10 protein-coding genes are annotated in these 12,995 nt (G+C 64.6%); 7 read left to right on the top strand and 3 right to left on the bottom strand.

Going from position 1 to position 12,995, the window contains the following annotated elements; genetic code table 11:
• Positions 1–102: 102 nt before the first annotated feature.
• Together betC and RIN79_RS12575 are read right to left on the bottom strand one after the other, a co-directional pair.
• Positions 103–1,617 carry a choline-sulfatase gene (betC, locus tag RIN79_RS12580; RefSeq protein ID WP_309085008.1) on the bottom strand — a complete coding sequence of 505 codons (1,515 nt, stop codon included), beginning with the start codon at positions 1,615–1,617 and terminating at the stop codon, positions 103–105.
• A gap of 84 nt (positions 1,618–1,701) precedes the next feature.
• Positions 1,702–2,643 carry a choline ABC transporter substrate-binding protein gene (locus RIN79_RS12575; RefSeq protein ID WP_309085007.1) on the bottom strand — a complete coding sequence of 314 codons (942 nt, stop codon included), beginning with the start codon at positions 2,641–2,643 and terminating at the stop codon, positions 1,702–1,704.
• Positions 2,644–2,757: 114 nt separating this feature from the next.
• Between RIN79_RS12575 and RIN79_RS12570 the strand changes: the two genes are divergently transcribed.
• On the top strand, positions 2,758–3,645 hold the full coding sequence (locus RIN79_RS12570; RefSeq protein ID WP_309085006.1) for a choline sulfate utilization transcriptional regulator: 888 nt from the start codon (positions 2,758–2,760) through the stop codon (positions 3,643–3,645).
• A gap of 271 nt (positions 3,646–3,916) precedes the next feature.
• Here RIN79_RS12570 and RIN79_RS12565 read toward each other — a convergent pair whose 3' ends face one another.
• Positions 3,917–6,544 (bottom strand): PQQ-binding-like beta-propeller repeat protein, encoded by a 2,628-nt coding sequence (locus tag RIN79_RS12565; RefSeq protein ID WP_309085005.1) that lies wholly within the window; start codon positions 6,542–6,544, stop codon positions 3,917–3,919.
• Between the two features lie 257 nt (positions 6,545–6,801).
• On the opposite strand from RIN79_RS12565, the gene RIN79_RS12560 reads away from it, so the two are divergent.
• From RIN79_RS12560 to RIN79_RS12535, 6 genes are read left to right on the top strand one after another with little or no spacing between them, the layout of a single operon-like run.
• Positions 6,802–7,959 (top strand): transporter substrate-binding domain-containing protein, encoded by a 1,158-nt coding sequence (locus RIN79_RS12560; protein ID WP_309085004.1) that lies wholly within the window; start codon positions 6,802–6,804, stop codon positions 7,957–7,959.
• Between the two features lie 8 nt (positions 7,960–7,967).
• Positions 7,968–8,573 carry an ANTAR domain-containing protein gene (locus RIN79_RS12555; protein WP_309085003.1) on the top strand — a complete coding sequence of 202 codons (606 nt, stop codon included), beginning with the start codon at positions 7,968–7,970 and terminating at the stop codon, positions 8,571–8,573.
• Complete coding sequence (locus RIN79_RS12550) at positions 8,554–9,444, top strand: ABC transporter permease (RefSeq protein WP_309085002.1); 891 nt, start codon at positions 8,554–8,556, stop codon at positions 9,442–9,444. The genes RIN79_RS12555 and RIN79_RS12550 overlap by 20 nt, the downstream gene beginning before the upstream one ends.
• On the top strand, positions 9,444–10,364 hold the full coding sequence (locus RIN79_RS12545; RefSeq protein WP_309085001.1) for an ABC transporter permease: 921 nt from the start codon (positions 9,444–9,446) through the stop codon (positions 10,362–10,364). The genes RIN79_RS12550 and RIN79_RS12545 overlap by 1 nt, the downstream gene beginning before the upstream one ends.
• Positions 10,365–10,412: 48 nt before the next feature.
• On the top strand, positions 10,413–12,041 hold the full coding sequence (locus RIN79_RS12540; RefSeq protein WP_309085000.1) for an ABC transporter substrate-binding protein: 1,629 nt from the start codon (positions 10,413–10,415) through the stop codon (positions 12,039–12,041).
• Positions 12,031–12,975: an acetamidase/formamidase family protein gene (locus RIN79_RS12535; protein WP_309084999.1), complete on the top strand. Its 945-nt coding sequence runs from the start codon at positions 12,031–12,033 to the stop codon at positions 12,973–12,975. Before RIN79_RS12540 ends, RIN79_RS12535 begins: the two co-directional genes overlap by 11 nt.
• Positions 12,976–12,995: the final 20 nt, after the last annotated feature.

Here is a 12,995-nt window from a genome sequence, read left to right as displayed (position 1 = left end):
CGCTCCGTAGCCAGCAGGAATACTCGTCCGCACCATTCATGCATGGCTGGGGTGACAGCGCAACGGGCTGTCGGCGCAGCGCCATTCGATCCCCTGCTTCCGCTACTCGCCGCGCGGAAAGCGCTGAGCCTCCTCCAGCACGTTCAAATCCATGTGGTTGCGCATATAGCGCTCGGAAGCACGCTGCAGAGGCTGGTAGTCCCATGGATAATAGGCGCCGTTGCGCAGCGCCTCGTAGACGACATGGCGGCGGGCCTGGCTCGCCCGCACCTCGGCGTCGAACCGGCCGAGATCCCAGCGCGCCCTCGCCGCCTTCGTCATGGCTGCGAGGATTTCGGCATATGCGGGGTGCGGGGCGAGATTGGACAGCTCCTGCGGATCCTCCTCCAGGTCGAAGAGCTGCGGCGGATCGAGATCGCAGAGCACCAGCTTGAAACGGCCCTCGCGCAGCCCCACCATGGGCGCATAGGATCCTTCCGCCGCATATTCCATCGGCACTGCCGCATGGCGGCGCGCGCCCGATGCAACCGCGACCAGGCTCTCGCCGTCGGTCCAGGGCAGCACCTCCTGGAGGTTGACCCCGGCGAGTTCGGCAAGGGTCGGCACCACGTCAAGCGTCGACACCGGCGCATCGATGCGTCCGGCCGCAAGCTGCGGCGCTGCGATCATCAGGGGCACGCGCGCGGAGCCTTCAAGGAAGCTCATCTTGAACCACATGCCGCGCTCGCCAAGCATGTCGCCGTGGTCGGACAGGAAAACGATGATCGTGTTCTCCTCCTGGCGCGTGCGCGCCAGGACATCGAGGATTTCTCCGACCTTCTCGTCGATATAGGAGATGTTTGCGAAATAGGCGCGCCGGGAGCGACGCACATCCTCGTCACTGATGGCGTAGGCGGCATGGTTGCTCGCCAGCATCAGGCGCTGCGAATGGGGATCCTGCTCATCGAAGGGGATGGGCGGAACCGCGGGGTCGAGCGCCGGACAGTCCTCATAAAGATCCCAAAAGCGGCGGCGCGCTACATAAGGGTCATGGGGGTGCGTGAAGCTCACCGTCAGGCACCATGGGCGCGCCTCATGCCCGCGCGCCAGATCGTAGATCTTGCGTGTGGCGTGATAGGCGACCTCGTCGTCATATTCGAGCTGGTTCGTGATCTCGGCGACGCCCGCGCCCGTGACCGAGCCGAGGTTGTGATACCACCAGTCGATGCGCTCGCCGGGGCGCCTGTAGTCCGGCGTCCAACCGAAATCGGCCGGATATATGTCCGTGGTCAGGCGCTCCTCGAGCCCGTGCAGTTGATCGGGCCCGACAAAATGCATCTTGCCCGAAAGGCAGGTCTGATAGCCGGCGCGGCGCAGGTGATGGGCGTAGGTGGGAATGTCGGAAGCGAACTCGGCCGCATTGTCATAGACCCGCGTGCGGCTCGGGAGCTGGCCCGACATGAAGGACGCGCGCGCCGGGGCGCAAAGCGGGCTTGCCGTATAGGTATTGGTGAAGCGGACGGACCTTGCCGCAAGGGCGGAAAGGTGCGGCGCGTGCAGGAATGCGGCGGGGCCGTCGGGAAACAGCGTTCCGTTCAGCTGGTCCACCATCAGGATGAGTATGTTGGGGCGCTTCATGACGCGCGGTCTTCTCGCTACGAGTTCGAAGGCATGTGACCAGCCGGCAGCGGCCGCGCGATGCGGCCGCTGTATGCATATCGGTTAGAGCCCCAGGGAGGCCTTCACCGCCGCGAGGCCGGGCTGGCCGTCCAGCGTCGTGACATCCTTCAGCCAAGGGTCAAGCGCCTCGGCGTGCTCCTTGAGAAACTCCCTTGCAGCGTCGTTCGGGGCCTGCCCGTCATCCAGAATCTTGCCCATCATCTCGTTTTCCATCTCGATGGTGAAGACGAGATTGCGGAAGAACTGGGCCGCGTTCGGACATTGCTCGGACCATCCGGTACGCGCCAGGGTGAAGACTTCGGCGCCGCCGAAATTGGGGCCGAAATAGGCGTCGCCGCCGGACAGATAGGTGATGTCGAACTTGGTGTTCATCGGATGCGGCGCCCAGGCCAGGAAAACGATTGCCTCCTTCGCCCGTTCGGCGCGCGCCACCTGGGCCAACATGCCGGTTTCGCTCGACTCGACCAGGCTCCAATCGCCCAGTCCGAAATCGTCCGCATCGATCATCTTCTGGATGTTCTCATTGGCCGGAGCGCCGGGCTCGATACCGTATATCTCCTTGCCGAAGGCATCGGCATGCGCGTCGAGATCCTTGAAGTCCTTCACGCCCATTTCTGCGACATAGTTCGGCACGGCCAGGGTGAATTTCGCCCCGGTGAGGTTCTTGGTGAGCACCTCGGCGGCCTTTGCCGCATTCAGGTCGTCGATAAAGCTCTGTTGCGCCGGCATCCAGTTACCGAGGAAGACGTCAATGTCCTTGTTCTTCAAGGATTGGTAGCCGACCAGGACAGAGAGCGTCTGGACCTCCGGCGCGTAGCCAAGGCCCTCGAGAATGACGGAGGCGATCGCATTGGTAGAGCTGATGTCGGTCCAGCCGGGATCGGAAAGGCGGATGGTCCTGCAGCTCTGCGCATCGTCGGCGGAAGCCGAAGCGCCCAGAAGCAAGAAAGCGGCCATTGCCAGGCCGAAGCAACGATGTGTCATGGCGGAGTTCCCCTTGTTTTGCGTGCGGCATGCACCAGGCCGGCTTCCATTAAATCCGCATATGTGGCTATCTTTAAAGCCGGTAATTTTTAATCGACCCCATAGAGTTCCTTTATGCCCGAGCGGATACTCGACGTCGGCTGGCTGCGCATCTTCGATGCGGTGGGGAGGCTCGGCAGCCTGACGCGGGCGGCCGAGGAACTCGGCCTGTCGCAGCCCGCCGTCAGCTATCAGATCAAGCGCATAGAGGAGCAGCTAGGGGTCAGGCTCCTTCACCGCCTGCATGGCGGCAGCCGGCTCTCGGAAGCGGGAGAGACGCTCTATCGCGCCGTCCATTCCGGGCTTGAACGGATCGACGAGGCGGCGCGCGAAATCCGCCGCGACGCCAGCGCCCCCGCTATCCGCATCTTCACCGACTACGGCTTTGCCGCCTTCTGGCTGATGCCGCGCGTGGCCGATTTCCGCCGCCTGCACCTGCAGGTGGAGGTGCATATCGTCGCCTCGCAAGGGCTAGGCAACTTGAGCGAGGGCAATATGGACGCTGCCGTCCTGTTCGGCAGGAAAGAGGACTTTCCCGAGGGCGCCCAGCTTTTGATGCCCGAACGGGTGGTGCCTGTCTGCAGCCCGGCTTTTCTCGCCCGCTTCGGTCCGTTCGAGCATGCCGCCGCCCTTTCCAAAGCGCCCCTTCTCCATCTCGACACGACAGGCAAACCGCGCTGGTTCACCTGGACATCCTGGCTCGCCACGCACGGCATCGCGCGCGAGCCAGCCCAGGGCGATCTCGGCCTCAACACCTACAGCTTCGTCATCCAGGCAGCGCTTGCCGAGCAAGGCATCGCCCTTGGTTGGATCGGCCTCGTGGATGCGCTTCTCGCAAGCGGAACACTGGTGCGCGTCGGCCCGGAGGTTCAGCGCGGCGATTGCGGCTACTGGCTGGTAGCGAACCGGCAGACAAGCGGAGCCGCACGCGCGCTCACGGATTGGCTCCTCGCCCAATCCTAGGAGCTCTCCTCTTGCTTCAACGGGCGGAGGTTGAAACGAGATGGTCAAAGAGGGCGGTATAACGTGCCGTCCGCGGCGCGCCTGCCGGCCGCGCGAGGCCGACCACCCTGCGCGGCACACGCTCGTCGAGTTCCAGGATCGCGACGGTGTGACCGTTATAGGTGATCGCCGGTACCGGCCGCTGGAAGAGCAGCGCATAGCCGAGCCCGCGACCGACAAGGCAGCGGGCGAGGAGCGACCCGCTGCGGTACGAAAGGCCACGGGTGACCGGCTATTTGGGCAAGGCGTAGGCGATGATGGAGTCGCCGGCCTTCGTTCCGGTCGAGCCGTGGCCACCGGCAACGACAACGAGATATTGGCGGCCGTCCGAGCCGAGATAGGTGGACGGCGTCGCCTGTCCGCCGGCGGGCAGGCGCGCGCGCCAGACCTCCTCACCGGTGCGCAGGTCGTAGCCGCGCACATAGTAGTCCAGCGTGCCGCTCAGGAAGGCGACGCCCCCAGCCGTGACGATCGGGCCGCCGATCCCCGGCACCCCCATTTCGAAGGGCAGCGGAATGGGCGCGAGGTCGCGGACAGTGCCGTTGACGCGCTTGTAGACAGTCTCGCCAGTGGTAAGGTCGACGCCGGCGACATAGCCCCATGGCGGCTGCTGGCAGGGCAGGTTCAGCGGCGAGTAGAAGGGGCCCATTTCCGCTGCGTACGGTGCGCCGAGATTCTCGTTGAAGACAGGTTCCCCCTCTTCGGTGACGACCCGCGAAAGCTCGTCCTGGCGCGGGATCAGCCTCACCTCGAAGGCGAGGTAGACGGGCATGCCGAACATGATATCTCGGTTGGGATCGACCGCGACTGCGCCCCAATTGAAGGTGCCGAAATTGCCGGGATAGACGATGGTGCCCTGGGTGGAAGGCGGTGTGAAGGCGCCCTCGTATCTGAGCTGATGGAAGCGGATCCGGCAGTAGAGCTGATCGATCAGTGTCGCGCCCCACATATCTGCCTCCGTGAGCGGTTCCGGGCGGAAGGAGACGGCGGAGCGAGGCTGGGTCGGCGCTGTGAAATCCCCCTCGACGGCGCCTTGGGGCACGCGCTGCTCCTCGACCGGCAGCACCGGCTCCCCGGTGGCGCGGTTGAGCACGAAAATATCGCCCTGCTTGGTTGGCACGACCAATGCCGGCACCGGCCGGCCATCGATGGTGAGGTCCACGAGGCTCGGCTGCGCCGGCATGTCGTAGTCCCAGATGTCGTGATGCACGGTCTGGAAGACCCACGCCACCTCGCCTGAGTCGGCGCGCAGCGCAAGGATCGAGGAGGAGAACCGCTCCGTGTTCTCGCCGCGATTGCCGCCGAACTGGTCGGGCGATTCATTGCCCATCGGCAAATAGACAAGCCCTAATTCCGGATCGTAGCTCGCAACGCTCCAGGAGTTCGGCGCGTTCTGCGAATAGGTCTCGCCAGGCGCGATCGGCTCCGTCGCTTCCGGATTCTTGCTGTCAAAATTCCAGACCAGGGCGCCCGTATAGACATCGTAGGCGCGGATGACACCAGACGGCGAAGTGGTGGCAGAATTGTCGTTCACCGCCCCGCCCACAATGACAACGGTCTCGGTCACGACCGGCGGCGAGGTCGAGTAGAATGAACCGGGTGTGACATTGGGCATGTTGGCCCACAAATTGATTGTGCCGTCCTCTCCGCCAAAGCCGGGACACACCTCGCCTGTCTGAGCGCTGATCGTGATCAGCCGGCCGTCGGAGGTCGGTACGAATAGCCGGTTCATGCATTCCGGGCTGAGAGTGACCGTCGCAGGCGGCTCCTCCCTCTCCACGATGGGAACGGGCGCATTCGGCTCGGCCTGCCCCGTCACGATGTTTTCCGGCACGGGTGCAGCCTGGGTCGTCACCTCGGCCGCGCTTTCGGCGGCCGTCCCGGTCTGCTGCTGGCCGGCTTGAGGCGCCGCGGGTTCTCGTGCGCCGGCTTCCTGCCCGCCAGGAGCCGCAGGGGCTTCCCCCTCCCCCGGCGCCGTCGCGCCCGCCGTACCTGCCGGTACCGCCGCCGCCGGGTTCCCCGCAGGCAGATCCTCGGGAGAGGCTTCGTGGTATGATACCCCGCGACAGGTCATGTGCTGCGTGGTCTGGGTCGGCGGCTGCCGCAACTGCGGATCGAATCGCCACTTCTCTTGGCCAGTCACCGGGTCGAGCGCGATTACGGTACTGAAGGGCGTGCAGATGTAGACGGTGTCGTCCACCATCAGCGGCGTCACTTCATAGGTCGTCTCTTCGGGATCGTTCTCGTCGCGCAGCTCGCCAGTCTGGTACGTCCAGGCCACTTCGAGATCGGCGACATTCTCGGGCGTGATCTGGTCGAGCGGCGAATAGCGCCGGCCATGGGACGTACGGCCGTAGGCGACCCATTCCCCGGGCGGCACATCCGCATCCACCGAGTTATCCACGGACATCCGGTCCTCAGGAAAGGCACCTGAGATTTCGTGCGGCTCCTGGAACATGGAATAGACGCCCACGGCGGCGGCGGCGGCCACGGCGGCGGCAAGGGCGATGCTGTGAACGCCATAGCCGGCTCTCGGCCTGCCCGGTGCGTGCATGGCGCGCACCATTGGCGGCAGGAGCAGGAGCACACCGAGCACGAGAACCAGGCTTCCCCGCGGTGCAAGCGCCCACCAGTCGAACCCGACTTCCCACAGGCCCCAGGCCAAGGTGAGGAGAATGGTGGCGGCATAGAGACCAAGCCCAATGGCGCGCCGCGCCATCAGCAGTGCGCCCGAAAAAGCGAGCAGGACGCCGAGAAGGACATAGAACAAGGAGCCGCCGAGGGTGGCGAGCCAGACGCCGCCTGCGGCTAGCACAATTCCAAGAAGGACAAGGACAGCAGAAATAAGGATGCGATACACGATGCCACCTCTGCGTAGCGCCGTTTGGATGTTCTGGTGGACGGCGGACAGGTGAAGTCAACCGAGCCGGTGGCCGGCCCGGGCGAACCGCGCCTGATCGCACAACTCGACTCAGACGGTAACGTTCCCACCTCTCGCGGCTTCGATCTTGACAGCTGCGGATTGGGGTTTAGGCTAGGTGGTAGAGCTTTGGGCATATGGGCCTCGCCGGGAATGACGCTGTTCCCGCGGGGCTCATTGCGTTTTTGGGGGTGCGTTTGTCCGCGTATCCGGTCGGAATCCTGTTTTCGCGCAGCGGCAGCTACAGCCGGCCGGCCGGGCAAGGCTATTTTGGCGCCATGGCGGCGATCGCCGACGTCAATGCCGATCCGCGCTACCCGTTCAAGCTCGAGGCGCATCACGCCGATCCGGAAGGCAACGCCGATCGCTACGCCACGCTCTGCCGCAACCTGATCCGCAACACGGGCGCGCAGCATGTCGTCGGCTGCACGACCTCCTGGAGCCGCAAGGAAGTCATCCCCGTCGTGGAGAAGCTCGACGCGCTGCTCTGGTACACCTGCGTCTACGAGGGTTTCGAGGTATCCGACAATCTTGTCTACATCGCTGCCTGCGCCAACCAGCATCTGGTGCCGCTGCTCGACTACATCGTGCCGCGCTTCGGCGCCCGCGCCTTTCTGACTGGATCGAACTATATCTGGGGCTGGGAGACGAACCGCATTGCCCGCGATGTCCTTTGCCGGTCAGGCGGCAGCGTGCTGGGGGAGCGGTATGTCCCGATCGGCGACGAGGACATCGCCCATCTGATCGAGGAGATCCGCGCCAAGCGGCCGGACTTCATTCTCAACAATCTGATCGGCCCCTCTTCCTACACTTTCCTCGCAGCCCTTCGCGCACTGGGCGAGGAGGATGAGGCGTTTCGGCCGGAAAACTGCCCCGTGATCAGCTGCAACCTGTGCGAAAGCGAGACCGCGCTTCTGGGCGAGGTCGCAGCCGGCCATTATACAGTTTCCAGCTACTTCCGCTCGCTCGCGGGCAGCGAGAATAGCCTTTTCGCCGAGCGCGTGAAGGCCGAGAAGCCGGGTTTCCTGGCGGACGCCTTCTTCGTACAGGCCTATACGGCGGTGACCATGATCGCGGAGGCGATCCGGCACATCGGCACGGACAGTGCGCAGGCCGTGCTGGAGTATGTGCGAACTGAGACCACATCGACGCCGCTCGGCCCGGTTCAAGTGGACCGGGCGACCAATCATGTGAACCTGCACGCGCATATCGGCCGCGCACGGCGGGACGGAGATTTCGACGTCGTCCATTTGAGCGAAAGCACCATCGCGCCGGACCCGTTCCTGACGGCGACGGTGCTCGAGCGCCCCTATGCCGGCATGGCCGGGACGCAGAGATTGCGGGTGGTGCGGTGAGCCCGGCGATGCATCACACGCCCAATTTCGTCGGCTGGCGCGCCCTCATCCTACACCGGCCACACCAGAACGTGGATGCGCTTCTGGCGCAGTGCGCACGCATCGGCATTGCCGGCGAACAGGCATGGCCGACGCTCGACGACAGCCAAGCCATGTACGGCTACGACGTGCTGCTCATCGATGCCGACATGGGGCATGACGAGCAGTTCCCCTGGTCGCCCGGGCTGGCTCCAATGCCGGTCATCGCGCTCATCGGCTCGGAGGCGCCGGGCCGCATCGCCTGGACGATAAGCCAGGGTGCGGACGCCCAGCTCCTGAAGCCGATCGGCAGCGCCGGCCTTTACAGCGCCCTCGTGGTGGCGAGCCATGGCTTTGCACAGCGGCGCGCGCATGCTGAGGAGATCGCCGGGCTCCGCGAGCGGCTCGCGAAGCGTCAGGTCGTGGCTGAAGCCACGGCCATACTGATGCTGAAGCACAATTGCGATGCCGGAACAGCCTTCAACGAGTTGCGGCGGACTGCCATGGCCGAGCGGCGCGCGATCGAAGATGCGGCGGCCGGCATCGTTGCTGGCTTCGACACAGACGGGCGGAAGAATGTCACAAACGGCCGTTGAGACAGAAGCGCCGGTCAGCACGCCGTCGGTCTTGGCGCGGCTCCTGCGCCGTCCGCTGGCGCTGACCGGGCTCGTGATCATCGCCGTCGTCGTGGTGGCGGCCGTCTTTGCTCGCTGGCTTGCACCCTACGACCCCTACGAGCAGTTCTTCGAGGGGCTGACGCTTGAGGGCGCGCCGCTGCCGCCCAACGCACAGTTCTGGTTCGGGACCGACCTCGTTGGCCGCGACCTCCTGAGCCGGCTCATCTATGGCGCGCAGACGTCGCTGATCATCGGTGTGGTGGCGAACGGTATCGCCGTCATCATCGGCTCGCTGGTCGGTATCACCGCGGGGTATTTCCGCGGCTGGGTCGACACGGTGCTGATGCGGCTCACGGACCTGATGATGGCGTTTCCAGCGCTACTGCTCGCCATCGTGCTGGCGGCCACCTTCCGGCCGAGCCTCTGGATCGTCGCGCTGGTCATCGCCATGGTGAACTGGGTGCAGATCGCCCGCGTCACCTATACGGAGACACGCTCCATTGCCGAGCGCGATTTCGTGGTGGCCGAGCGCGCCATGGGCGCCGGCGCCGGACGGATCCTCTTCCGCCATATCCTGCCGCATCTTCTGTCCACGATCATCGTTTGGGCGACGCTCGGCATCGCCACCACCGTGCTCCTCGAGGCGACGCTCTCCTTCCTCGGTATCGGCGTGCAGCCGCCGACCCCCTCCTGGGGCAATATCATCTTCGAGAACCAGACCTATTTCACCTCCGCGCCCTGGCTCGTCTTCATTCCCGGCGCTGCGATCCTGGCGCTGGCGCTCGCCTTCAACCTGGTGGGCGACGCGCTGCGCGATATCCTCGACCCGACGCAGCAGGGGCGGCACTGATGCTCGCCTACATCGCCCGTCGCCTCATCCAGACCGTGCTGATCCTGCTCGGCATCAGCCTCGTCACCTTCGTGCTGCTCTATCTCGTGCCAGCCGATCCCGCGCGCCAGATCGCCGGCCGCAGCGCGACGGCGGCGACGGTGGAGAACATCCGCCAGCAGCTGGGGCTCAACCTACCCTTCCACGAGCAGTATCTGCGCTATCTCAGCGGGCTCCTCAACGGCGATCTCGGCCGCTCCTACCTGCAGAGGACGGAGGTCTCGACGCTGATCGCCTCGCGGCTGCCCGCGAGCCTCCTTTTGATGGCCGGCGCGATCTTGTGCGAGCTGCTCTTCGGCCTCACCATGGGCGTCATCGCGGCGCTGAAGCGCGGCACGCGCACCGACGACACTCTGATGATCGCCTCTTTCATCGGCGTCTCCGCGCCCCAGTTCGTCATCGGCATCCTGCTGCTCTACGTATTCGCGGTGCAGCTCGGCTGGTTCCCGATCGGCGGCTACGGCACCTTCGCCCATCTCGTGCTGCCGTCGATCACGCTCGGCTTTCTGGGCGCGGGCTGGTATGCGCGCATGATGCGCTCGTCGCTGATCGATGTGCTGCGCCAGGACTATATCCGCACTGCCCGCGCCACCGGCATGTCGCGCACGAAGGTGCTGCTCGGCCATGCGCTTCCCAACGCCATCCTGCCGATCATCGCCATGATCGGCATCGATATCGGGCTCTTCATGTCCGGCATCGTCGTGGTGGAGAGCGTGTTCGGCTGGCCGGGCATCGGCCAGCTTGCCTGGCAGGCGATCCAGCGGGTCGACATCCCCATCATCATGGGCGTCACCCTGGTCTCCGCCTGCGCCATCGTGCTCGGCAACCTCATTGCCGATCTCATCACCCCATTGATCGACCCCCGCATCAAGCTGCGCTGATGCGCTCGAAAAAAAGATGTGCAGCAACCAGAGAAAGGAACACTTGAGATGAGAAAGCTTCTTTTGGCGGGCGTCGCCGCCATCACCCTCTCCGCCTTCCCCGCCGCCGCTCCCTCCTTTGCACAGGAGATCAAGCAGGGCGGCTCCATGACCGTCACCTACAAGGACGACGTCTCCACCCTGGATCCTGCCATCGGCTATGACTGGCAGAACTGGTCGATGATCAAGTCGTTGTTCGACGGGCTGATGGACTATCAGCCCGGCACCACGGAGCTGCGCCCGGAACTTGCCGAATCCTACGAGATCTCTGAGGACGGCACCGTCTTCACCTTCAAGCTGCGCCAGGGGGTAAAATTCCACAATGGCCGCGAGATGACGGCCGAAGACGTGAAATACTCCATCGAGCGCACGGTAAACCCTAATACCCAGAGCCCCGGCGCCGGCTTCTTCGGCTCGATCAAAGGCTTTGAGGAGGCTTCGTCCGGCGCGGCCGAAGGGCTCTCCGGCATCACCGTCGAAGATCCCCATACGATCCGCTTCGACCTCTCGCGGCCAGACGCCACCTTCCTGCACGTGCTGGCGCTGAACTTCGCCCATGTGGTGCCGAAGGAAGAGGTAGAGAAGCACGGCGCCGATTTCGGCAAGAACCCGGTCGGCACCGGCGCCTTCAAGCTTGGCGAGTGGACGCTCGGCCAGCGCCTGGTGTTCGAACGCTTCGAAGACTACTGGAACAAGGGCCTGCCGAAGCTCGACCAGATCGTCTTTGAAGTGGGCCAGGAGCCGGTGGTGGCGCTTCTGCGCCTGCAGAACGGCGAGGTCGACGTGCCTGGAGATGGCATCCCGCCGGCGAAATTCGTCGAGGTGACGAACGATCCCAAGTTCAAGGATATCATCATCCAGGGCGGCCAGCTGCATACCGGCTATGTGACCATGAACGTGAAGATGCCGCCCTTCGATGAGGTCGAAGTGCGCAAGGCCGTGAACATGGCCATCAACAAGGATCGTATCCTGCGCATCATCAACGGCCGCGCCGTGGCGGCGAACCAGCCTCTGCCGCCCTCCATGCCCGGCTATGCGAAGGATTACAAAGGCTACGCCTACGATCCTGAGGGCGCCAAGGCACTCCTGGCCGAGGCCGGCCTCGCTGACGGTTTTGAGACCGAGCTTTACGTCATGAACACGGATCCGCAGCCGCGCATCGCCCAGGCGATCCAGCAGGATTTGAAAGAGATCGGCATCAACGTCTCCATCAAGTCGCTGGCGCAGGCCAATGTGATCGCAGCCGGCGGCGAAGAAGGCCAGGCGCCGATGATATGGTCGGGCGGCATGGCCTGGATTGCCGACTTCCCCGACCCGTCCAACTTCTACGGTCCGATCCTCGGCTGCGGCGGCGCCGTGCCCGGCGGCTGGAACTGGGCCTGGTACTGCAACAAGGAACTGGATGCGGCGGCGGCCGAGGCCGACTCGATCGTCGACCCCGCAAGGGCGGAGGAGCGCATCGCCAAATGGAGCGACATCTACCTGAAGGTCATGGAGGATGCTCCCTGGGCGCCGATCTTCAACGAGGAGCGCTTCACCATCCGTTCCGAGCGCATTGGTGGCGACGACAAGCTGTTCGTCGATCCGGTGCACATTCCCGTCCACTATGACGAGGTGTATGCGAAAGATGTGCAGTAACTGCGACTATACGATCCACGGACGCCAGCACCATTTCGGGTGGGACAATTCGATCCCGCCGGCCGAGCACGTGGCGCCTGGATCAACGCTGGAGTTCAAATGCCTCGATTCGGGCAACGGCCATTTTTCGCGCGAAAGCATGGTGGCCGACGTCTCCACGCTGGACTTCACCAAGGTCAATCCGGTGAGCGGCCCCATCCATGTGGATGGGGCCAAGCCCGGCGACGCGCTGAAGGTGGAGATCCTTTCCTTCAAGCCCTGCGGCTTTGGCTGGACGGCGAACATCCCGGGCTTCGGGCTTCTAGCCGACCAGTTCAAGGAACCGGCGCTGGCGCTCTGGACCTATGATGCGGATACCCTCGCCCCTGCCCTTTTCGGTAAGCATGGTAAGGTGCCGCTAAAACCATTCGCTGGCACGATCGGCCTAGCGCCGGCCGAGCCGGGGCTGCACTCCGTCGTGCCCCCGCGCCGTGTGGGCGGCAATCTCGACATCCGCGACCTTGCCGCCGGCACAACGCTCTATCTGCCGGTCGAAGTGGAAGGCGCGCTCTTCTCCATCGGCGACACCCACGCCGCGCAGGGCGATGGCGAAGTTTGCGGCACGGCGATCGAGAGCGCCATGGACGTCGTGGTGCGGCTTGACCTCGTCAAGGACGCGAACCTCGCCATGCCGCGCTTCACCACGCCGGGGCCGGTGACGCGGCATCTGGATAGCGACGGCTACGAGGTGACGACCGGCATCGGCTCCGACCTCATGGAAGCGACCAGGGCCGCTGTTTGCGGCATGATCGACCTTCTCTGCGCCACACGCGGGCTTTCGCCCGAAGACGCATACATGCTCTGCTCTGTCTGCGCGGACCTGCGCATCAGCGAGATCGTCGACCAGCCGAACTGGGTGGTCTCGTACTACTTCCCGCGGGTGGTCTTCTCGTGAACCGCCGCCTGCGGAGAAAA

Source organism: Chelativorans sp., assembly GCF_031180965.1.
In the GTDB taxonomy this organism is placed as follows: domain Bacteria; phylum Pseudomonadota; class Alphaproteobacteria; order Rhizobiales; family Rhizobiaceae; genus Chelativorans.
Note: the sequence above shows the minus strand (reverse complement) of the source record. Positions and strands in the feature narration are given on the sequence as shown.